This window comes from Brevibacterium sp. BDJS002, assembly GCF_028201555.1.
GTDB classification, from domain to species: Bacteria; Actinomycetota; Actinomycetes; order Actinomycetales; family Brevibacteriaceae; genus Brevibacterium; species Brevibacterium aurantiacum.
The window spans coordinates 250,713-271,569 of the sequence record NZ_CP116392.1 but is presented as its reverse complement, the minus strand read 5'-3'; the positions used below and the strand labels follow the sequence as shown (position 1 = coordinate 271,569).

General features: G+C 62.8%; 20 protein-coding genes. 14 read left to right on the top strand and 6 right to left on the bottom strand.

From position 1 onward, the window contains the following. Nucleotides 1-4 precede the first annotated feature (4 nt). The 8 genes from PGC08_RS01270 (at nt 5) to PGC08_RS01235 (ending at nt 8,684) form a co-directional block, all read left to right on the top strand. Nucleotides 5-1,984: a hydantoinase B/oxoprolinase family protein gene (locus PGC08_RS01270; protein WP_096157983.1), complete on the top strand. Its 1,980-nt coding sequence runs from the start codon at nt 5-7 to the stop codon at nt 1,982-1,984. A 167-nt stretch (nt 1,985-2,151) separates the two neighbouring features. Continuing rightward, entirely contained in the window at nt 2,152-3,936 is a 1,785-nt protein-coding gene (locus PGC08_RS01265; protein ID WP_271709308.1) for a dihydroxyacetone kinase family protein, read from the top strand. Beyond that, nucleotides 3,933-4,388, top strand: a complete 456-nt coding sequence (locus tag PGC08_RS01260) for a ribose-5-phosphate isomerase (RefSeq protein ID WP_271709307.1) — start codon at nt 3,933-3,935, stop codon at nt 4,386-4,388. The genes PGC08_RS01265 and PGC08_RS01260 overlap by 4 nt, the downstream gene beginning before the upstream one ends. A gap of 3 nt (nt 4,389-4,391) precedes the next feature. After that, nucleotides 4,392-5,213 (top strand): triose-phosphate isomerase family protein, encoded by an 822-nt coding sequence (locus tag PGC08_RS01255; RefSeq protein WP_333937534.1) that lies wholly within the window; start codon nt 4,392-4,394, stop codon nt 5,211-5,213. Continuing rightward, nucleotides 5,210-5,983 (top strand): GntR family transcriptional regulator, encoded by a 774-nt coding sequence (locus PGC08_RS01250; protein WP_271709306.1) that lies wholly within the window; start codon nt 5,210-5,212, stop codon nt 5,981-5,983. Before PGC08_RS01255 ends, PGC08_RS01250 begins: the two co-directional genes overlap by 4 nt. Further along, the gene (locus PGC08_RS01245; protein ID WP_271709305.1) at nt 5,980-6,924 is read left to right on the top strand and encodes a sugar phosphate isomerase/epimerase family protein; all 945 of its coding nucleotides are present in this window, start codon (nt 5,980-5,982) and stop codon (nt 6,922-6,924) included. The genes PGC08_RS01250 and PGC08_RS01245 overlap by 4 nt, the downstream gene beginning before the upstream one ends. Further along, entirely contained in the window at nt 6,921-7,730 is an 810-nt protein-coding gene (locus PGC08_RS01240) for an SDR family NAD(P)-dependent oxidoreductase (protein WP_271709304.1), read from the top strand. The genes PGC08_RS01245 and PGC08_RS01240 overlap by 4 nt, the downstream gene beginning before the upstream one ends. A 63-nt stretch (nt 7,731-7,793) precedes the next feature. Beyond that, nucleotides 7,794-8,684, top strand: a complete 891-nt coding sequence (locus tag PGC08_RS01235; protein WP_271709303.1) for an NAD(P)-dependent oxidoreductase — start codon at nt 7,794-7,796, stop codon at nt 8,682-8,684. Here the strand turns inward: PGC08_RS01235 and PGC08_RS01230 are convergent. Both PGC08_RS01230 and PGC08_RS01225 read right to left on the bottom strand, forming a co-directional pair. Next, nucleotides 8,589-9,494, bottom strand: coding sequence for an enoyl-CoA hydratase (locus PGC08_RS01230; RefSeq protein WP_271709302.1), 906 nt, complete (start codon nt 9,492-9,494; stop codon nt 8,589-8,591). The two genes, PGC08_RS01235 and PGC08_RS01230, sit on opposite strands and share 96 nt — an antisense overlap. Nucleotides 9,495-9,519: 25 nt before the next feature. Next, on the bottom strand, nt 9,520-10,725 hold the full coding sequence (locus PGC08_RS01225; RefSeq protein ID WP_271709301.1) for a CaiB/BaiF CoA transferase family protein: 1,206 nt from the start codon (nt 10,723-10,725) through the stop codon (nt 9,520-9,522). A 130-nt stretch (nt 10,726-10,855) separates the two neighbouring features. Here PGC08_RS01225 and PGC08_RS01220 point away from each other — a divergent pair, with 130 nt between their 5' ends. From PGC08_RS01220 to PGC08_RS01200, 5 genes are all read left to right on the top strand, one after another. Continuing rightward, complete coding sequence (locus PGC08_RS01220; RefSeq protein WP_271709300.1) at nt 10,856-11,584, top strand: GntR family transcriptional regulator; 729 nt, start codon at nt 10,856-10,858, stop codon at nt 11,582-11,584. A gap of 83 nt (nt 11,585-11,667) precedes the next feature. Beyond that, complete coding sequence (locus tag PGC08_RS01215) at nt 11,668-12,639, top strand: tripartite tricarboxylate transporter substrate binding protein (RefSeq protein WP_271709299.1); 972 nt, start codon at nt 11,668-11,670, stop codon at nt 12,637-12,639. 2 nt (nt 12,640-12,641) lie between these two features. After that, on the top strand, nt 12,642-13,694 hold the full coding sequence (locus tag PGC08_RS01210; protein ID WP_271709298.1) for a 4-hydroxythreonine-4-phosphate dehydrogenase PdxA: 1,053 nt from the start codon (nt 12,642-12,644) through the stop codon (nt 13,692-13,694). Then, on the top strand, nt 13,691-14,305 hold the full coding sequence (locus PGC08_RS01205; RefSeq protein ID WP_271709297.1) for a tripartite tricarboxylate transporter TctB family protein: 615 nt from the start codon (nt 13,691-13,693) through the stop codon (nt 14,303-14,305). Before PGC08_RS01210 ends, PGC08_RS01205 begins: the two co-directional genes overlap by 4 nt. A gap of 9 nt (nt 14,306-14,314) precedes the next feature. Beyond that, nucleotides 14,315-15,832, top strand: coding sequence for a tripartite tricarboxylate transporter permease (locus PGC08_RS01200; protein ID WP_271709296.1), 1,518 nt, complete (start codon nt 14,315-14,317; stop codon nt 15,830-15,832). A gap of 74 nt (nt 15,833-15,906) precedes the next feature. Here the strand turns inward: PGC08_RS01200 and PGC08_RS01195 are convergent, their stop codons facing one another. The 3 genes from PGC08_RS01195 to PGC08_RS01185 form a co-directional block, all read right to left on the bottom strand. Continuing rightward, entirely contained in the window at nt 15,907-17,403 is a 1,497-nt protein-coding gene (locus tag PGC08_RS01195; protein WP_271709295.1) for a PepSY-associated TM helix domain-containing protein, read from the bottom strand. Between the two features lie 100 nt (nt 17,404-17,503). After that, the gene (locus tag PGC08_RS01190) at nt 17,504-18,184 is read right to left on the bottom strand and encodes a hypothetical protein (protein ID WP_271709294.1); all 681 of its coding nucleotides are present in this window, start codon (nt 18,182-18,184) and stop codon (nt 17,504-17,506) included. Nucleotides 18,185-18,233: 49 nt separating this feature from the next. Then, nucleotides 18,234-19,181: a ketopantoate reductase family protein gene (locus PGC08_RS01185; protein WP_271709293.1), complete on the bottom strand. Its 948-nt coding sequence runs from the start codon at nt 19,179-19,181 to the stop codon at nt 18,234-18,236. Nucleotides 19,182-19,313: 132 nt separating this feature from the next. Here PGC08_RS01185 and PGC08_RS01180 point away from each other — a divergent pair, with 132 nt between their 5' ends. After that, entirely contained in the window at nt 19,314-19,988 is a 675-nt protein-coding gene (locus PGC08_RS01180) for a TetR/AcrR family transcriptional regulator (RefSeq protein ID WP_069599249.1), read from the top strand. 12 nt (nt 19,989-20,000) lie between these two features. On the opposite strand, the gene PGC08_RS01175 is transcribed toward PGC08_RS01180, so the two are convergent. Next, entirely contained in the window at nt 20,001-20,852 is an 852-nt protein-coding gene (locus PGC08_RS01175) for an aldo/keto reductase (RefSeq protein WP_271709292.1), read from the bottom strand. Nucleotides 20,853-20,857 lie beyond the last annotated feature (5 nt).

Below are 20,857 nucleotides of genomic sequence, written 5' to 3'. Positions count from 1 at the left end.
AACAATGACTACAATCTCCAGTGTCAGCGACCGCTCGTCCACACTCGACCCCGTCACCTTCGAAGTGCTCAAGAACGCATTTGCTACGAGCGTTGACCTCATGAGCGAGCAGATCCTTCGCACCTGCTACTCATTCGTCATCTACTCTCGTGACTTCTCCTCAGCCCTGTGCGACAAATACGGCAACACCGTTATGCAGGGCAGTGCGGACATCGCCGTCCACGTCGGGACGCTTCACTTCCAATGCAAGGCAGTCATGGAAGAATTCGGCGACGACATCAATCCTGGCGACGTATTCCTCATCAATGACCCCTATCGTGGCGGTACACACTTCAACGACGTCAGCTTTATCCGCCCCATATTCTCCGAAGACGAGATCATCGGCTTCGCTCAGAACAAGGGGCACTGGGCCGACATCGGCGGATCCGTGCCAGGCTCGTTCGACGTCTCTGCCAGTGAGCATTTCGGTGAGGGACTGCGCATCACTCCGCTGCGAGTGTGGCACAAGGGGCGGTTCCTCCACGACGTGGCTCAGTTGCTCGTGTCGAATACCCGCGCTCCCGATCAGGCGCTCGGCGATCTCAACGCTCAGGCCGAAGCGACTGCGGTATGCGAACGTGAGGTGCTTCGACTCGTCGACAAATATTCGAAGGACACCGTCCTCGACGCCATGCAGGAGACGCAGGACTACGTGTGCCGGACGGTCGTTGCCAGCCTCGGCGACCTCCCGCAGGGCGAATGGGAGACCGTGGACTACCTCGACGGCGACCCGGCCAAGGGCGAGGGGCTGGCTCCCGTTCGGGTCAAGCTCACCCTCGATGGCAAGGGTATTCACTACGACCTCACCGGTTCCGCCGAGGCGGTGTCCACCTTCCTTAACTCCGGCTACGGAACAACGTATTCCGCGATCTACGCCGGCACTAAGACGTTCTTTCCCGAAGTGCCTCTCAACTCGGGCTTCTACGAGGCCGTGACGGCAGAGATCGGCGAGGAAGGCACAGTGGTCAACGCCGGTTGGCCACATGCCGTGACCGGTTTCTGTTCGGGCCCGTATGAGAAGGTCATGAACGCGATCTTCGAACTCTGGTCCCACATCATGCCGGAGCGTGCCATGGCCTGTGCCTTCAACCTCGAGTATCTGCTCGTCGGCGGGCATGACAGCCGCGTGAAGTCCAATCCGTACTTCATGTGGTACGACTGGATGGCAGGCGGCTGGGGCGGCCGGTCGACAAAGGACGGGTCGTCTGCGACATCACCGGTATTCGGCACTGGACTCGCAGTTCAGCCTGTCGAAGGACAGGAACGACTCACTCCTGTCATCACCACTCAGCACTCGATCAATACCGACTCGGGTGGTCCTGGCAGGTTCCGCGGAGGGTGTGGCGTCAACAAGGGTGGCATTCTCACCGATGCGGCCGGAGCCGTCATGAGCTACTGCTGTGATCGTGGACGTTCCACCACCTGGGGCATCAACGGCGGCCTCCCTTCGATCCCGCATGGCGTCTGGCTGAATCCTTCGTCAGAGGACTCCAAGTACCTGGGTGCCACGTTCTCCAATGTGTCGATCTCGCCGGGCGATACTTTCGAACGCCCCAGCGCCGGTGGCGGCGGTTTCGGCGATCCCCTCGAACGGCCCAGCGCCGAGGTACTTGAAGATGTCATCGACGGCTACGTCTCCATCGATCGAGCAGCCAAGGACTACGGTGTCGTCATCACAGAGATCGATGCCGAACTCGACGAGTACGAGATCGACGAAACCGCTTCGACGAAACTGCGTGCACAGATTCGTTCCGAGCGCGCATCGTGGCTCGATTCTGACCCCGCCGAGGTTGCCCGTCGTTATCGCGCCAATGACATCACCGTCCATGATGTCGTCCGGAAGTACGGAGTGGTCCTCGACTGGGGCACAGGTGAGCTTCTGGAGAAGTCAACGGGCCAGTTCCGCGACAGCGTGCGGACACGGTCGGCCTCGTACTGGGGCTGATTGACCGGAGCTCCCGACCTCACAGGAACGTCCCGCGACACTAGGCAGTGTCGCGGGACGTTCTTTGTCGTGTGCCTGATCAATGATCGCTGCCGCTCTTGAACCCTTGCACTCGAACAATAATCCTATAGGATCTATGAAATAGGAATCAGTTCGAAGGGGAACTTGTGACCCGATTATTCAATGACCCGAATGACTTCGTCTCCGACATGTCACGTGGCTTTGCGCTCGCTTCATCCCGCTGGGTACGAGCCGTGACTGGCGGAGTCGTGCGTTCCACCGCAGCAAGCGAACCCACAGTCTCACTCGTCATCGGAGGAGGCAGCGGCCACTTCCCTGCATTTTCAGGACTCGTCGGCCCTGGCTTGGCCCATGGAACGGCCATGGGCAACGTCTTCGCCTCACCCTCGACGAAGCAGATCATGTCTGTAGCCCGCAGCTGCGATCAGGGGCGCGGCGTCCTCTTCAGTTACGGCAACTACGCCGGAGACGTCCTCAACTTCGACCAGGCACAGGCGCTCCTGCAGGCTGAAGGGATCGAGGCACGCACAGTCGTCGTCACCGACGACATCTTCAGCGCTTCCAGGGACGAGATCGACAAACGCCGCGGCATCGCGGGTGACCTCGTCGTCTTCAAGATCGCCGGCGCCGCCGCCGAAGCTGGCCTCGACCTGGACGAAGTTGAGCGTCTTGCCCGCTCGGCCAACGACCGCACCCGCTCGATCGGAGTCGCCTTCTCCGGCTGCACCCTGCCGGGAGCCGACGAACCGCTGTTCACTGTGCCCGAGGGCAGCATGGCCATCGGGCTGGGCATCCATGGTGAACCGGGAATCGACGAGGTCCCGCTCCCCTCGGCGATCCAACTGGCTGAGCTCCTGGTTTCCCGTCTCCTGGTCGAAGCACCCGATTCCTCACGGCGGGTCGTGCCCATCCTCAACGGGCTGGGCACGGTCAAATACGAAGAGCTCTATCTTCTTTACGGCCTGATCGACCCCCTGCTGCGAGAGGCCGGCTACGAACTCGTCGACCCCGAGGTAGGGGAATTCTGCACGAGTTTCGACATGGCCGGACTCTCACTCACCCTCCTGTGGCTTAACGACGAACTCGAGCCGCTGTGGGGAGCTCCCTGTTCCTCGGCCGCGTACACCCGCGGCGAGCTCGGGACCGCGCACCGTCCAACCGGCCTCACAGCACAGCAGCCTCAACAGGAACGGGTGATAACCGCAGCCCCGACTCCCGCTTCCGCTGATTCGCAGAACCTGGGCAGAGAAGTGTCTGCAGTCATCACGCGAATCGCCGCAGTCCTCGACGACGCGGCCGGTGAACTCGGTCGCCTCGACAGCGTCGCCGGGGACGGTGACCACGGAATCGGCATGCAGCGCGGGTCAAAGGCGGCAGCACGTGCCGCCGCAGAAGCCACCGACAGTTCCCATGGCGCCGAGGCGGTACTGACCTCAGCAGGTGAAGCGTGGGCCGACATCGGAGGAGGCACCTCCGGCGCCATTTGGGGACGGATCATCAGCACACTGGCGGCAGGGTTCGCCGGTGACTCCCAGCCCGATCCTGCTGCGATCTCCACCGCCATCAATTCCGCAGTCGATGAGGTCCGCGCGTTCGGCGGAGTCGAAGTCGGAGACAAAACTCTTCTCGATGCTCTCGTCCCCTTCGCCACGGAGTTCTCCCACGCTGTCAGCTCCGCGGGCCCTGACTCCACGTCGTCAGTCTTGGCCCGGGCAACTACCAGTGCCGCAGATGCAGCGGCTCGAGCTGCCCAATCCACGGCCGACCTCGTCGCCATGCGCGGTCGCGCCCGTTCGCACGGGGATCGCAGCCTGGGCACACCAGATCCGGGCGCGATCTCCCTGGCGATGATCGCCTCGGCGATTGCAGAACGGCTCGCCCCTGACAGACCCACCCTTACATCCACCGAGCGAAAGGCAACCCGATCATGAGCCTGCGAGTGGTCGTCGGATCCGACGATGCGGGATTCGACTACAAAGAGATCATCAAGTCCGACCTCGGAGATGACGAACGCATCACCACGGTCGTCGACGTCGGTGTCGATTCCGAATCACACACCTTCTATCCCTCTATCGCGACCTCCGCTGCCGAAATGGTCGCTCGAGGTGATGCCGATCGCGCAATACTCATCTGCGGCACCGGGCTCGGTGTGGCGATAGCAGCGAACAAGGTCAAGGGCATTCGAGCAGCCACGGCGCACGACTCGTTCAGCGTCGAACGCTCTGTCTTGTCCAACGATGCCCAGATCCTCTGCATGGGCCAACGCGTCATCGGCCTCGAGCTCGCTCGCCGCCTGGCCAGGGAATGGATCGGATATACCTTCGATCCGGCGAGCGCCTCCAACGACAAAGTGGCACAGATCAGCGCCTACGAATCTCGCTGATCCATGACTGCCATGCCCTCGCACCTAGCTCCTTCAGCACCGTCGTCTGCCCTCCCGGACCGACTCCTCGGGATCAGCCTGAAGATGTACATGTCCCATGCACAGACAATGGACTGGGCCAGCAGAGTCACCGAGCTCACGCACACCCATCCGGCAGTCACCTCGGGGACGGCAGAGCTTGTGCTCCTCCCCCAGTTTCCGTCTATCCCCGCGTGTCTCGACCTGCCCGGACCCCTGCAGATCGGTGCCCAGAACCTGTCCGCCGAGGATGCTGGTGCCTGGACAGGGGAGGTCTCCGGGACCGTACTTGCCGAACTTGGCTGCCGCTATGTCGAAGTCGGCCATGCCGAACGCCGTCGGTACTTCCACGAGACTGACGACATCGTCCATGCGAAGACATCTGCCGCACTGCGCCACGGACTGCTCCCCATCCTGTGCGTCGGGGAGAATACCGCCGGTTCACCGGAATCTGCCGCCGCCGAGGTGGTCGCACAGATCCGGTCGGCCCTGCCCACGGCAGCCGTTGGGCTGCCACCCGAAGCTGGCGTCGTCCTCGCCTATGAGCCGATATGGGCGATCGGTGCGCAGCAGCCTGCCGCGCCAGAACACATCGTCGCCGTCTGCGAAACTGTGCGGGCACGCACTCGAATCCACTTTCCCAGTCTCGACTTCCGCCTCATCTACGGCGGAAGCGCAGGCCCAGGTCTGCTCACTCAACTCGGTCCTGCTGTCGACGGACTCTTCCTCGGACGCTTCGCCCACGACCCCGATTCAGTGCCGAGAATCCTCGATGAACTCGCCGATGTCATTATGCTGAATTCATGAATGCACAGCCTCCGATCCCCCGCGCAGACATCGAACGTCGTGGACTCCGCGACCTCGTCTACGAACACATCCTCGAAATCCTCCTCACCGGAGAGATCTCACCTGGCGAAAGAGTGTCCATCGACGGGTTGGCCAGACAACTCAACGTCTCGCCGACACCGGTGCGGGAAGCGCTCGTCGACCTCGAACGCACGGGCCTCGTCGTCCGCGAAGCCCTGCGCGGCTACCGCGTCTCCCCTCCCCTGGATCGCGGGCAGCTCCAAGAGCTCTTCATCGCCCGTGAAACGGTGGAGACGACAGCAACTCGACTGGCAACACCGGCCAGCGAGGAACTTCTCAGCTCACTGGCCGCTGCCCAAGCCGAGCACGAGAAGGCCGGTGACAGAGTACGGGAGACGGGGGAGTTGGGCGACGAGGTCGCCGACAGCCCCGAAGACGCTCGCCGAATCCAGGTCAGTGCGGCCCAGGAGTACTTCGCCCGGGACCGAGACTTCCACGACAGGATCCTTGAGCACTGCGGCAATCGCTACCTCGTGAAGATGTCTCACGACCTGGCTGCCCAGGTCCACCGACTGCGACAGGCGCTGCCCCACGGCATCACCGACGTCAACGAAGCGCTGTCCGAACATCGAGCCATCATCGAAGCCTTCGCCTCACCGGACCCGACCGCACCGGAAGCGGCCATGCGCCACCATGTCAGGATGGTCGCCCACCGTGCGCTCGTCGAAGACCCTCAACCTCCCACCCAAGAGAACCACGAGGACCCATGAGCCCAACCGAGCACACGATCGCCTGCTGCATGCACGGCTTCTCCCCCACCGACCCCAGCGGCCTGCCCCTCCACGAGGCCGACCCTCTGACCTGGGCCGGAATCTTCTCCACGGTCTCCGCTCTCGGCTTCACCGCCCTCGAGATCGCCGACAGCCACATTCGCCCGGCCGATCTCTCATCCGAACGCCGTGGCCTCCTCAAGGATCTGGCCGCCTCGGCGGGTGTCGAACTCACTTCCATCCATGTCCAACGCCAGTCGATCATCGACCCCGACCACAGCGAGGCCAACCTCGACTACGCTCACCGCACCATCGACGCGGCCGCCGAACTCGGCTGTCAGGTGTTCTCAACCGGACTGCATCAGCCCTTCTCCCAGGCCCAACGCGAGGCGCTCTGGTTCTGGACGGCGAATGGCTGGGAGGATCCAGACGACCCCGAGGTCCGCGCCCTGGCAGTCCATCGTCTGCAGGAGTTGGGCAGGCACGCCGCCGAGGTGGGCCTGCCGATGTCCTTGGAGATGTACGAGGACACCTACCTGGGCACCGCCGAATCCGCCGTCCGGCTCATTGAGGAGATCGGACTCGACAATGTCGGACTCAATCCCGACATCGGCAACCTCATCCGCCTGCACCGCCCCATCGATGGCTGGCGAGCCATGCATGAACTCACGCTCCCCTACGCGAACTACTGGCACATGAAGAACTACCAGCGAGATGAAGCTGCCGACGGGGCGTGGTTTACCTCCCATCCGACGACGATGCAGAACGGCCTCATCGACTACCGCGCAATGGTCACCCGCGCCGTGGAACTCGGCTTCGAGGGCCCCTTCCTCATGGAGCAGTACGGGGGCGACAGTCTCGGCGTCTGCGCAGAGAACAGAAAATACCTCACCGGACTCCTCTCCACCGCACAAACGACGAAAGGCACCACCGGCTCATGACAACTACATCCTCCCGCGCACAGTCATCGATCTCCCTGGGCCCGGCCTTCCCTGCCGAACGCACCGCGATTCTCACCGGCGTCGGCAGCGCGAACGGAATCGGTCGCCACACCGCACACCGTCTGGCACGCTCCGGTTGGAACCTCGGACTCATTGCTCGCCGCACCGACGAAGCCCAAGAGCTCGCCTCCGAGATCACCGATGAATATGGGGTGACCGCCCTTGGCAGGGGTGTCGACGTGACCCGATCAGATCAGATCGCCGATGCGGCAGCCGCCTTCGAAGCAGGCCTGCCCCAGATCGTCGCGCTGGCGAACTTCGCCGGCGTCTCCTCCTCGACGACCTACTTCGAGATCACCGATGACGAGTGGGCACGGGTGATGACGAACAACCTCACCGCGACCCACCTCGTCACGCAAGCCTTCGGCAGAATCATGGCGAAGAACGGACTGGGGCGCATCATCGGCCTGTCCTCTGTCACGGCGCAGAAGGGCGGCGGAACGTTCTCGAAGACCGCCTACGCCGCGGCCAAGGCCGGGATAGTCGGCCTCATGCGCGGAGTCGCCCTGGAACTCGGCCCGCACGGCGTCACTGCGAACTCAGTGTCACCTGGGCCCGTCGATACCGACATCATGGGCGGCCCACTCGACGACGAACGCCGCGAGGCAATGGGGGCCGCGACCGCTCTGGGGCGGATCTCGGTGCCCGAGGATGTCTCCGCGACAGTCGAATTCCTCATCAGCGAGGGCGCCGGACACATCACAGGACAGACCCTGAGCATCAACGGCGGCCTCTACTTCCACTGATCTCCTGCACCGACCGTACCAACCCCACCTACCGCATCAACGACACGATCCAATGGAGGATCTATGACTGTCAGCGCCGACCACATCACGTTCCTCGGGATCGGAGCCATCGGCCTGCCCATGGCCCTGCGGCTGCAACAGGCAGGTTTCCACGTCACGGGCGTCGATCCGTTCCCGGGGCCTCGCGATCGTGCCACGGAAGCGGGGCTGCCGAATGAGGAACGGCCTCTGTCGGCCGAGTCTGCGGCGACGGTCATTGTCATGGTGGCCGACGGCGGGCAACTCGCGCAGGCGTTGGAAGGAGACGAGGAGTCAGGAGTTCCCGGATTGCTCACCCTCATGTCTCCAGAGGCCGTGCTCATCATCATGTCCACGGTGGGGCCTGAAGCGATCCGCGCCGCGTCATTACGCGCTGCCGAACATGGCATCAATGTCCTCGACGTTCCTGTCACCGGGGGCATCGCAGGAGTCGTGGCTGGCACCCTGCGGATGCTCGCATCGGGTCCACGCGAGGTTCTCCAATCACGCCAACGCGTTCTCGAGTCGCTCGGGACGATCATCGACTGCGGCGAACGCATCGGCGACGGACAGTCGTTCAAAGCGGTGAATCAGCTGTTGTGCTCGGTCCACATCGTGGCCGCTGCGGAAGCCCTGTCATTGGCTGGCCGGCTCGGCCTTGACGAATCGACCGTGCTCGAAGCGATGACTGCCGGTGCGGCGAATTCCTGGATGCTCGGTGATCGGGGTCCGCGGATGCTTGAGGGCATCGACGCCCAGGTGGCGAGTGCCGTCGGCATCTTCGTCAAGGACACTGCTCTCGTCGCCGAGGTGGCTGCGAGTCTCGATATCGACCTGGCTCTACTCCCGGTAGCGGCCCAGAAATTCGCTGATGCAGCCGACCTGGGCCACCTCCGCCGCGACGACTCGCAGGTGATGCGAACCTACGACAGGTGAGCGTGCATGAAAGAGTTCAGCGACCGCGCCATTCGTAGGGAGTCTTGTCGATGAACGCGTGCACGGCGTTGTGGAAGTCCTGCGAACCGTAGATTCGTTCGACGATGTCCTCATGTCGACGGAACCACCTGAATCCGAGAGTCGGCGCACGACCTCCTTGACCGACCACATCGTCAGCGGTGCGTGCCCCTTGAGCGTGGCCGCCCACTCTGCGGTCGCCTCGGCGATGTCCTCGGTGACGAGTCCTACGAACCCGGCTCCCAGGGCTTCATCGGCTTCGATGAACCGAGCCCGCAGCAGCATGTCGACCACGCGGGCCCGCCCGAGCAGTTCGATGAGCAGGCCCAGGGTGTCACCGGAGAGGCAGTTGCCCAGGGTCCGTGCGATCGGCACCCCGAAGCGTGCCCGCGGCGAGGCGACGCGCACGTCGGCACAAGCAGCGATCCCGAGACCTCCACCGACGCAGTACCCGTCGATCGCTGCGATGACCGGGATGTTCACGGCTCGCAGACGGGCGAGCACCTCGGAGATGCGCTTCTCGTACGCGACACCCGCAGGACCGTCGAACTCGGTGAATTGTGCGATGTCGGTACCGGCTACGAAGGCCTTTCCACCCGCTCCACGCAGAACCATGACACGGATGGAGTCGTCTCCATCGGCCGTCTCACACGCCTCGGCTAGGCCCATGTACATGTCCCAGGTCATCGCATTGCGCGCCTCGGGCCGGTTGAAGGTGACGGTGAGGACACCGTCCTCGCTCTCGACGAGCAGGTCGTCCGTCTTCGCGCCTGAATCTGCTGCTTCGGTCATTGTCGTGCCTTTCCCTGTACGCGTCTCATTGTGACTTCAGTTCGGCCAGTTCGTCTGCCGAGAACCCGAGTTCATCGAGTAGTGAGTTGTCTGCACCGAGGGATGGTCCCGCGGGTCCGCGCCTGGCCGGTGTCCGTGACAATCGCATCGGAGAGCCGATCTGTCGCACGGTGCCGGCCACCGGGTGCTCGGAGTCCCAGAAGAAGTCGCGGCTGGCCAGATGCTCATCGGTGAACACCTGCGAGTAGTCGCTGATCGGAGCGCAGGGTACGCCTGCCTCATTGAGCACCTCGACGATTTCGTCGGTTGTCATCGCCGTCGTCTTCACTTCGATGAGGTCGATGAGCGCCTCCCTGTGCGTGAGCCGGTCATAGGACTCCTGGAACCTTTCGTCATCGAGAAGTTCCTCTAGTCCCAGCCCGTTGCAGAACCTCACCCAATTGCGAGGAGTGTTCGCACCGATGGTAACGAACCCGTCGGATGAATGGACCGCCTGGTAGGGAGCCTGGTTCTGGTGTGCGGAGCCGTTCGGTCGCCCCACCTTTCCCTCCACGAAATAGCCTGCGGCTTCCCACACCGCGTAGGAGACTCCGCTTTCGAAGAGCGATACGTCAATGTATTGCCCCTCCCCCGAACGGTTCCGCTCATAGAGCGCCGAGGTCAGCGCCAGAGCGACATACATCGCCGAGGTAAGGTCGCAGATGGGCACGCCTACCTTGGCCGGCGGCGAATCGGGTTGACCGGTGATGCTCATCAGCCCGCTCCGCGCCTGCGCCATAATGTCGAGCCCGGCCAGCTTCGACAGGGGGCCGTCCTGGCCCCACCCGGATGCCGAGGCGTAGATGATCCCGGGGTTGCGCTCACGAACATTTTCATAGGCGACTCCGAGGCGCTGCATAACTCCGGGCCGCATATTCTCCACCACGACGTCGGCCGTCTCCGCCAGACGCATGAAGGCTTCCTGCCCGACCTCGCTCTTGAGATCGAGGGTGATTGATTCCTTATTCCGATTGATGAGCATGTATGGGGCACTCTCTCCGTTGATGAAGGGCCCTGTGCTGCGCGTCTGATCACCGCCGGTGGGGTTTTCGATCTTGATCACCCGTGCACCGAGGTCGGCCAGCTGCATCGTGGCGAATGGTCCGGCCATGAACACTCCGAGTTCAAGAACGGTCACCCCGGAGAGGGGCCCTTCGCCACCACCAGTCGAGCCGGATTCGGTTTCATCCATGAGATCCTCCTCTGATATTCATCGATCCTGTAGGAATCACGTGCCCAACCTTGGACAAAGCATTGATTTGCTGGTGTGATCCGCGTTACAGTCTTCACACTACTGTATACAAAAGAGGATCTAACCGGAAGTGGTCACTCTCATCGCATCTCAACCCAGTTTGGCGACGTTGGCCAGACAAGCACTCGAAGGGACGATCCTGGCAGGAAACTACATGCCGGGAGAACGACTCGTGGAGGAGCGCCTGTGCGAAGAACTGGGCATCTCGCGCCCTCCGCTGCGTGAAGCACTCAAAGAACTCGCTCACACCGGGCTCGTCGAGCACGTGCCGCGCAAGGGCGTGAGGATCATGTCGATCTCCCAACACGATGTCTTCGAGATCGCCACCCTGCGTCGCGAACTCGAACGAATGGCCATGAGTCTGACGCTGCCCGAGCTCGCTCCGGACAGGGTCGAACGCTGCCGCGAGACGCTGCGCACGATGGAGGTGATCGCAGAATCCGGCACCGAAGGCGACATGGTCACGGCCGGGTTCGAATTCCATTATGCGGTCGTCGGCCTGGCCGGCCACGCGAGGATCGAATCGACCTACCGAGCGATGGCGATGCAGCTGCAGATGTGCATGGCGATGAACAACCAGGCCAGGCGGGAGATCGAGGATCTCGACGGCAACGTCGCCAGGCATGCGCGCATGCTCGACGTCATCCTTCGTCGCGACCCCGATGAGATCGAACGCGAATTCGACGACCACGGAAACCTGTCGTTCCTCGTCGACACCGTCGACCAGCTCGACGGAGCCACCCCGGAATCCGATCGTTGGCTCGAGGAGGTACGCGCTTCGCTGTCTGCGACCAATTGAGCTGTCGACGCTGACACCAGCCGACTGCAACATCAGCAACACACTATCGGGCACCACAGAAAATTCTGTCAAGGGAGATGGAAATGCATTCGAAGAAACTGCTCACCACTGCGGCCGTGACTGGCACTCTCGCATTGGGCCTCAGCGCCTGCGGCCAAGCCTCGGGAGATACTGCCGGCGGAGAATTCGAACCGAAGGGCAATGTCACGATGATCGTGCCCTTCGCCGCTGGCGGCGGAAGCGATATCGCCGGCCGTGCCACCGCCTCGGGGCTGGAGGAAGCCACCGACAAGACCATCACGGTTCAGAACATCGATGGCGGCTCGGGCGCCGTCGGCTATTCGGAGTTCCTCGGGCGCAGCGGCGATCCGAACTACCTCCTCGCCACGGAGACGGCGATGCTCGCCCTGCCGGCAACACAGGATGTGGAGTTCACCCACGAGAGCTTCACTCCGATCATGAAGCTCGGAGATGATTACACCCTCATCGTCACGAAGGCGGACTCCCCGCTGAAGACCTGTTCGGATCTCACGGACAAGGCCAACAAGGACCGCACCGTCGTCGCCATCTCCGGGGCCACTGGTCTCGACAACATCACGTTCACCCTGATGGAGAAGGCCACCAAGGCGAAATTCGATCGAGTGCCCTTCGAGTCCGGAGCCGAGGCCATCACCGCGGCTCTCGGCGGACAGGTCGAGGCGATCTCAGTCAACCCGGGCGAGGTCTCCGGCCAGTTGGAGTCGGGGGACCTCAAACCTCTGTGCGCCGCGGCCGATGAACGCTACGAATATCCGGAGCTCAAGGATATTCCGACGGCGAAGGAACAGGGCATCGACGTCGCCTTCGCCCAATTCCGTGGTGTCATCGCTCCGGGAGACATTCCCGAGGAAGCGAAGGAGTACTGGATCAAGAAGGCGAAGGAATTCGAGAAGTCGGACGCATACAAGACCTACATCGAAGACAACATGATGCAGCCCAACGCCGCCTACGGCGATGACTTCGCCACCTACCTCGGCGAGAACGACAAAGAGCTTCGGGAAGCGATCGGGAAATGATCATGACGCCAGACATCCCCCGAATCGTCCTCGTTCCCGGAGATCTCTCCGGGGTCGGGCCCGAGCTCATGGCTCGGCTCCTCGCTGACACCGCCAATCGCGCTCGGGCGCGATTGCTCGTCACAGCGACGGCGGAGGAACTGGACTCCTTCGCCACAACGGCGGCGGTGACGATTGCCGATCGTGATGACATCGAGTATCTCGGCACCGACTACCGCGGGCCTGCCGTCCCCGTCGGTGAAGTCAGCATCGCCGCAGGCAAGCGCGCCCTGGCCGATCTGGCCACAGCGCTCGACCTGTGCGCCGGCGGTGAGGCCGACGGTGTGATGTTCCTCCCTCTGAACAAGGGGGCAATGGGGCAGGCAGGCATGACCGAGGAGGACGAGCTGCGCTGGTTCGCCAAGCGGCTCGACTTCGACGGCATCACCTCGGAGCTGAACTTCATCGAATCACTCGTCACGGCACGTGTCACCTCGCATGTTCCGGTCTCAGAGATCGCCGACGGCATCAGTGCCGGAAAGGTTCTCAAGACCATCGAACTGCTCAATCGCGTTGTGGCGCAGACGCGTACCCCGACGCCTCGCCTGGCCGTCTGTGCACTCAACCCGCATGCAGGCGAGGGCGGGAAGTTCGGCAGAGAGGAGATCGACGACATCACCCCGGCCATCGAGTTGGCCCGCTCACGTGGAATCGATGTCGAGGGGCCTTTCCCCTGCGATACTCTCTTCGCACGCGCGGTCGGCGGGGACTACGACGGCGTGGTGACGATGTATCACGATCAAGGCCAGATCGCGATGAAGCTGCTCGGGTTCGATCAGGGAGTCACTGTCCACGGTGGGATTCCGATTCCCATCGCTACCCCTGCACACGGCACCGCTCACAACATCGTCGGCACAGGCAAGGCCGATCTCGGGCCGAGCACCCATGCCTTCGACCTGGCGGTGCGGATGGCTGAGAGCCGTCGGGCCACGACAGATACCGACAACGCAGTCGTGGGCGCAGCTGCGGGAACGGCGGCTGGTGCAGCCGCGGGAGTGCAGGTGAGTCCACGATGAGCACGGCAACCGACACAGAGAAGATTCCGCCTCGGAACAAGCCGGATCTCGCCGATGTCGTCGGGACTTCGATCCTCGGAGTCATCGGAGGAACGGCCGCCATCATGGGTTTCGGCTACGGCCTCACCGCAGAAGGCGGGCAGGTCGGGCCGGGAATGCTCCCCTTCCTCACCGGAGCATTCATCTTCCTCGCCTCGGCGGCTGAGATCTTCCGGCTCTTCTTCGCCCGCGTGGGCACCTCCGGAGGTCGCATCATGTCTGCGGTTGAAGACATCGAAGCCAGGGCTGCGGAGTCGATCGACTCCATAGCCGAGTCTCATTCCGATGACGATTCGAACGGTGACCTTGACACCTTCGGGCGGACTGAGAAGCAGCGAAACCGCACGCCCTTCTATATCTTCATCACGTTCGGAGTCGCGCTCGCGCTCATTCCCGTCATCGGTCTCATCATCTCTTTGGCCGCCGCGATCCTCTTTCTGCTCCTCGTCGTGGAGAAGCAGAAATGGTGGACATCTGCGGCCACAACGATCGGCGCAGCCGTTTTCGTCTACATCGTCTTCGGGCTCATCCTGTCGGTTCCCATGCCGACAGGGATGCTCGGACTGATCTGAGGACTCTCCATGATCGACAATCTCATGCTCGGGCTGGAAACCGCAGTCAGCCCCGAAAACCTTCTCTGGTGCTTCGTCGGCGTCCTCCTGGGAACCGTCATCGGGTTGCTGCCGGGCCTCGGCTCCACCACGGGTGTGGCCATTCTTCTGCCCGTGACCCTGGCCTTCGAACCGGTCACAGCCCTCATCATGTTGGCTGGAATCTACTACGGATCCCAGTACGGGTCCTCGATCAGTTCGATCCTCATCTCCACCCCCGGAGACGCATCGAGCGTCGTGCTCACCCTCGACGGCTATCAGATGGCACGCAAAGGTCGAGCGGGAGCAGCCTTGGCGATCTCTGCCCTGGCGTCCTTCTTCGCTGCGATCATCTCGCTCATCGGCCTCATGGCCTTGGCCCAGCCAATCGCACATTTCGCGCTCAACTTCGGTCCTGCGGAGAATCTCGCGATCATATTGTTGGGTATGGCCACGATCGTGTCCTTTGCCGGTGAGAACATTCTGCGCGGCATCACAATGGCCGCGGCAGGCCTCCTCGTGTCGATGGTCGGTGTGGCATCCGGCTTCTCCACAGCACGGTTCACCTTCGGCAGCGTGAACCTGCTCTCCGGACTCGATTTCGTTGCCGTGATGATCGGAATCTTCGCCGTCGGTGAGGTTCTCCACCAGATCCGCCGAGGCGGTGAGAAGCCCATCCGTGCACGTTTCAAAGATCTGCTGGTGACGAAGGAGGAACTGACCCGGTCAGCCCCTGCGGCCACCCGCGGCACCCTCTTGGGCTTTGCCGTCGGTGTCCTTCCCGGCGCCGGAGCCACTCTGGCCACATTCCTCGCCTACGGCGTGGAGAAGCAGGTGAGTAAGTTCAAGCACCTCATCGGGAAGGGCGCTCCGGAGGCTGTGGCGTCCCCGGAGGCCGCGAACAACGCTGCCGCCAATGCGAGCTTCATCCCCACCCTTGCACTCGGCATTCCCGGAAGCGGAACGACTGCAGTGCTGCTGGGTGCCTTCGTCATCTTCGGACTCCAGCCCGGTCCTCTGCTCTTTCAACAGGAACCTGACCTGGTGTGGGGTCTGCTGGTGAGCTTCTTCTTCGGCAACCTCATCCTGCTGGTGCTCAACCTGCCTCTGGCTCCGGTCTTCGCTCAGATCCTCAGGATCCCGTACGTCTTCCTCTACCCCATCGTGCTCATGATGAGCTTCGTCGGTGCCTTCGCGCTGGGAAACAACACGTTCACACTGTGGATCGTGTTCTTCTCCGGGCTGCTCGGCTACTTCATGAAGCGTTTCGACTTCCCGGCGGCACCATTCGTGCTCGGCCTGGTGCTGGGCCCGCTGTTGGAGAAGTACCTGGTCCAGACCTCGGCTATGGGCGACGGGAACCTCTTCATCATGTTCCAGCGTCCGTTTTCGCTCATCCTCACGGTCGCGGCCCTCATCGCTCTCGCCTACCCATTGGTGAGTGCGGTGATCCGTAACCTCAAGACTCGCAAGGCTGACGCCGCGGCGAAGGAAAACGTCACTCAATAGTAGTTTCCCTCTTCGGAACTGCAGTGGGATCGTCAGCTGAGCTGGCGATCCCACTGTCTTTGTCACGACTTCAGCTACTCAACGAGATTTCCGCGCCTCCTCGCCCACAGCGCCAGCACCCCATCAACAACAAGGAATCCCAACAGGCTGATCCCCACCACCGGCAGGAATACCCCGATCGCCACGGCCGCGAGTCCAACCGCTGTCACCGACCACCAGGGTGCGTTGGCCAGCGCACCACGGACGGGTGTGACGCCGAATTTCCGGCTCGGATCGTGCTTGGGTCGACGCTGCCACCACATCACATAGCCCCAGACGACCATGGACGCGATTCCGATTGCGAGGCCGACGAGCACGATCTGGTTGGCCAGGCCGAACATCGTTCCCATGTGCAGGTCGACACCCCACCGCGCGAGCTTCGAGGCAAGCCCGTAGTCGGAGAAGTCGACACGATCGGTGATCTCCATGGTGTCGGTATCGATCGCCACGGCATCGATCTCCGTGGGGAAGCTGCGTTGGATCTCCTGGACCACCCACGCCGAATCTTCGTCGGCCGGCGGCAGGATCTCGACGAGGCCGGTGTTGACGTTGATGTCGCGTGCCATGGCCAGGGACATGTCGAAGTCCGCGGGATCGACTCCGGAAGTATCCGACGCAGCATCGCCACCATGACCCGCGTGGTCGTCATGACCCGCATGCCCCTCATGTCCAGCGTGACCGCCGTCGTCCGATTGCCCTGCCGCACCACCGTTGGTCTCGGCGGAGCCTGCAGCCAGTTCCGTTGAGACCGCTGGCGTCGACCAATCCAGGGCGGCTCGCAGCTTCGTCACGTTGTCTCCGCCCAGTTGGGACCAGGTGATGCCGGTCGCGGACAGGAACAGCATTCCGATCGCGGCCCACACGCCGACCGAGGCGTGCCAGGAGAATGTGCGGCGCAGCCCCTTGTGCTTCATCGACGGCCGCAGCAGTGCAGTGGCCTTCCTCGCTCGGCGGGCGCGCATCACCCACAGGCATAGTCCGGCGACTGCGATGATGCCCAGCCAAGATGCGGCGAGTTCGCTGTAGTACCGACCGAAATCGCCGAGGTGGAGGCTGCCGTGCAGCTGATCGACCCAGGTTCGCAAGGGCAGGGATCCCGAGGTTCCGTACACGGTCAGGTCGCCCTTCACCTCGGCGGTGGTGGGGTCGATGAAGATCGCCCGGGATTCGCTCTCGCCCAGGTTCGGGTCATCGAACATCACCCGGGTCGTCGCGCCGGGTTTCGGTGCCGGGCGCACCGCGCTGATGGCCTCCGCTCCCCCGGTGTAGGTCGTGGCGGCCGTGACCTGGTTAGCCAGCGGCAGGGCGGGGCCCGTCGCCGAGGTGGTCAGTTCATCCGCGTAGACGACCTTTTCGATCTGCGGGCTGATTGCGTACAGGGCGCCGCTGAGTGCGGCGATGAGAATGAAGGGACCGACGAAGATCCCTGTGTAGAAGTGGAGTCGGCGCAGGAGTTGGCCGAGCCAACTGGTGCCGCGCGGTCGCGGATGGTCCTGCCGGTTTTCGGGCAGGGATGACAGAGGTGTGGTCATGGTGAAGCTTTCTGTGAAGAGCGCTCGGCGAACCTGAAATTTAGTCAGGCGAGCGCGCGCCAGCGGATTTCCGCCGACGCTGAGGTCAAAGATGGTGGGGTCAGAAAGCTGCCACGGGTGGTCCTCTGGTGAGGACAGGAGAACGGAGAACACCGAGGTGGCGAGGGAGAATTCGGGCGACGCCGAGGTGGGGCTTCGGTCCGTTCGGAACCGGCATCGGTCGAACCGCAGTGGGCAGGAGCGCGTGGATGACGAGTCGGAGGAAACTGCCGATCTTCGCCGGCAGCGCTTCCGACCTATAGATCATGGCGATTGTGAGGACAGCGGCGACGAGGTGTGCCGACAGCATTCCCGGTGACGCGTGCGCATGCATGCTGGCCCCGGCATCTGACGCGAAGACGGATCCGGACATGGCCTTCGGACCCGAATGGTGCATCGCATGTCGCTCAAGTGCGTTCGCAGGACTGTGGCTCCCAGTCATCGGAGCAAAGACTGAGAAGAGCAGGTGGAAGAGCGACTGGCTGACCAGCACAGACAGGGACAGTCTGGGCAAGGAAAGTCTGCGACCGGCGAGCAGAACGCAGACCAGCATCGACAGTACCAAGGGCACCACGACGCCCATGGTTGAAGGCAGCGCGCCGCCGCCGATCATGTGGGAGGCCAGTGCCACGAACGTGGCGAAGACAGCGGCCGCGATTCCCCGCAGAGAACGCTGGTGCCTCAGTCCACGCTGGTACTGCGGCGCATGCAGGTCCTCCGGCTCCGAGCTCACAGGGAACATTCTCACACAATCGGCGGGCCCACCTCGGCGATGGCGGATTTGCTGGAAATCACCGGAACGCCGGCTCGTTGGCTTCCAGTCGAGGAACCGCGACTCCGAGGCGACGGGCGTCGGCGAGGACATCGCGAGGGTAATCTGCCTGCGCCTTGTAGTTGTTGTGTCCGGTGTTCTGGGCCTGGGTCATGATGAAGGTGAACAGGTTGTCGCCGGTCAGCAGCTTCTGCATAGCGAAACCGATGACGCTGGCGGGGATGAATCTTGCTGCTGCTGCGCCGAACCGTGAGGTCCCGCCTTTCGCTGTGAGGACGGGGATCATCTCTCGGATGAGACGGACGACTTCTTTCAGTGCGGGGCGCGATCGGACGAGTGCGTCGAAGCTTCCCATCCGCAGCCATCCGACCATGATTCCGGCGTCGAGGATGAAGTGGAACCAGAGCCAGCTGCGGAAGTCTGCGATGTCGGAGATTGAGAATTCGGCGTCCGTGAAGAGTTCACGGACGACGCGGTGCCGGTCGGTGCGGCTCGACCCGTCGATATCGCCGAGGAAGATGCTTTTGGCGAATCCGCCATGCAGGGTGGTGACGTCAAAGCCACCTCCGCCACCAGGGAATCCCCATGCGACCTGCTCACGGGGCAGCCGCGAGATGGCAGCGGCAGGGTCGGCCCAGACGTTGTTGAAGATGAGGATTGTGGCCCCGCCAACTCGGGGTTGGAGGAAGTCGACTGCGCTGTCCAGCTGGTCGTGGTTGACGCTGACGATGATGAGGTCGTAGTCGTGGTCCGGTTCGAGGTCCTCTCGCAGCGTGATGGGCCAATTCTCCTGAACCGGCTTCCCTTTACTAGAGGCACGGCCGTCCCTGATGTCCACGTCGACCGAGGAGCCGAAGTCGGCGGCACGTCCGGGGCGGACATAGAAGTCGACCTCGTTCCCTGCCTTCTCCAGGGCCCATCCGTACAGTGTCGAAATGACTCCGCGGCCGAACATCAGAATCTTCATGTCTGCGTCTCTTCTCTGCGCCGTTCGGCGCTCGTCAACTCTCCACAATATGTGGAAGGTGGTTTCCACTTACATGTAGATTAAGCAGTGATCCCATCGCCGCATTCCGTTTTTCCGGAAGTGAGAGAAGAAATGGCCGAGACGACTCAGATCGAAACTCAACAAGTGCCCGCGCAGAAGCTGCGTGCGGATGCCGCGGACAACAGGGCGCGCATTCTCACGGTGGCGCGGGAGCTCTTCGCCGAACGCGGTATCGATGTGCCCATGACGGCGATTGCCCGCCGAGCAGGAGTGGGCGCGGCAACCCTGTTCCGACGCTTCCCTGACCGCCGGTCCCTGATCACCGAGGTGTTCGCCACCCAACTCACTCATTGCGAAGCGGTCCTCGCCAAGGCTGCGGCCGACCCTGACCCGTGGCGCGGATTCTGCTCGTTCGTCGAAGCTCTCGGCCGGATGCAAATCGAGGACCGTGGGTTCACCGAGGCGTTCCTCTCGGCATTTGCTGAGGGCCAAGGAATCGATGAGAAGCGCATGCATGCGGAAGCCGTCTTCGCAGACCTGGTGGAACGTGCTCAGAAGTCAGGCAAACTCCGACCCGACTTCGACCCCAGCGACCTCATGCTGATCTTCCTCGCCAACGGCGGCGTCAGCGAGGCTCCACCCGAGCATGCACGCGACCTCTCGCGACGACTCATCGCCTACCTGCTCCAGTCATTCGAGACACAGGATTCCCCGACCGCCAGGTCACTACCGACCCCGAGCCGAATGGGACTCAACGAAGTGTTCTCAGCGGCACAGTCGCACTAGCGGCAGCACCGGTCACATCTCTTCGTGGGTCAGGGGGTCCCGGCCCTTCATCCGACCGCGCTCAAGACCGGAGATGGCATCCACCTCGGCGGAGGTGAGGCTGAAGCCGAAGATATCGGCGTTGAGCCGCTGCCTCTCAGGATTCGCCGACTTCGGGATCGGCAGGCTGCCGACCTCGAGGTGCCAGCGCAGGACCACCTGAGCCGGCTCGACTCCGTGGGCAGCCGCCGCCTCGGCGATGGGGGCTTCGTCGAACAGACCCTGGTCGCGGTACAGCGGTGACCAGGATTCGGTCTGGACGCCGATGGATCTGTGGAATTCGATGAGCTTGCTCTGCGGGAAGTAGGGGTGGAGTTCGATCTGGTTGACCGCCGGGGTCACGCCGGTTTCGTCGATGAGTTCCTGGAGCATCGCCTCGGTGAAGTTCGAGACTCCGATCGAGGTCACCAGTCCGCGTTCGCGCAGTTCGATGAGGCCGCGCCAGGTGTCGACGTACTTGCCGACGCTCGGGTTGGGCCAGTGGATGAGGTGGAGGTCGAGGCGCTCGAGTTGGAGCCTGGCCAGGGATTCCTCGGTGCTGGCGATCGTTTCGTCGAAGCCGTGGTGACGGCCCGGGACCTTGCTGGTGATGAAGAGTTCGTCCCGGCCCACCTTGGAGTCGATGACGGCCTGGCCGACTTCGCGCTCATTCTTATAGTTGACCGCGGTATCGAGGAGTCGATAGCCGTTGTCGATGCCGGCGATGATCGCTCCGACGCCCTCTGCGTCGTGCATGGCGTAGGTGCCGAGGCCGATCTGCGGGATGCTGGCCCCGTCGTTGAGTTCGAGGGTCGGAATCGCTGAGCTGTGCTCTGAAGTGGACATGCCCC

Coding starts and splice junctions, on each gene's coding strand:
- PGC08_RS01260 (WP_271709307.1), top strand. CDS start 3,933: ATGAGCCTGCGAGTGGTCGTCGGATCCGACGATGCGGGATTCGACTAC.
- PGC08_RS01270 (WP_096157983.1), top strand. CDS start 5: ATGACTACAATCTCCAGTGTCAGCGACCGCTCGTCCACACTCGACCCC.
- PGC08_RS01255 (WP_333937534.1), top strand. CDS start 4,392: ATGACTGCCATGCCCTCGCACCTAGCTCCTTCAGCACCGTCGTCTGCC.
- PGC08_RS01205 (WP_271709297.1), top strand. CDS start 13,691: ATGAGCACGGCAACCGACACAGAGAAGATTCCGCCTCGGAACAAGCCG.
- PGC08_RS01240 (WP_271709304.1), top strand. CDS start 6,921: ATGACAACTACATCCTCCCGCGCACAGTCATCGATCTCCCTGGGCCCG.
- PGC08_RS01210 (WP_271709298.1), top strand. CDS start 12,642: ATGACGCCAGACATCCCCCGAATCGTCCTCGTTCCCGGAGATCTCTCC.
- PGC08_RS01175 (WP_271709292.1), bottom strand. CDS start 20,852: ATGTCCACTTCAGAGCACAGCTCAGCGATTCCGACCCTCGAACTCAAC.
- PGC08_RS01250 (WP_271709306.1), top strand. CDS start 5,210: ATGAATGCACAGCCTCCGATCCCCCGCGCAGACATCGAACGTCGTGGA.
- PGC08_RS01230 (WP_271709302.1), bottom strand. CDS start 9,494: ATGACCGAAGCAGCAGATTCAGGCGCGAAGACGGACGACCTGCTCGTC.
- PGC08_RS01185 (WP_271709293.1), bottom strand. CDS start 19,181: ATGAAGATTCTGATGTTCGGCCGCGGAGTCATTTCGACACTGTACGGA.
- PGC08_RS01195 (WP_271709295.1), bottom strand. CDS start 17,403: ATGACCACACCTCTGTCATCCCTGCCCGAAAACCGGCAGGACCATCCG.
- PGC08_RS01245 (WP_271709305.1), top strand. CDS start 5,980: ATGAGCCCAACCGAGCACACGATCGCCTGCTGCATGCACGGCTTCTCC.
- PGC08_RS01235 (WP_271709303.1), top strand. CDS start 7,794: ATGACTGTCAGCGCCGACCACATCACGTTCCTCGGGATCGGAGCCATC.
- PGC08_RS01180 (WP_069599249.1), top strand. CDS start 19,314: ATGGCCGAGACGACTCAGATCGAAACTCAACAAGTGCCCGCGCAGAAG.
- PGC08_RS01200 (WP_271709296.1), top strand. CDS start 14,315: ATGATCGACAATCTCATGCTCGGGCTGGAAACCGCAGTCAGCCCCGAA.
- PGC08_RS01190 (WP_271709294.1), bottom strand. CDS start 18,184: ATGTTCCCTGTGAGCTCGGAGCCGGAGGACCTGCATGCGCCGCAGTAC.
- PGC08_RS01225 (WP_271709301.1), bottom strand. CDS start 10,725: ATGGATGAAACCGAATCCGGCTCGACTGGTGGTGGCGAAGGGCCCCTC.
- PGC08_RS01215 (WP_271709299.1), top strand. CDS start 11,668: ATGCATTCGAAGAAACTGCTCACCACTGCGGCCGTGACTGGCACTCTC.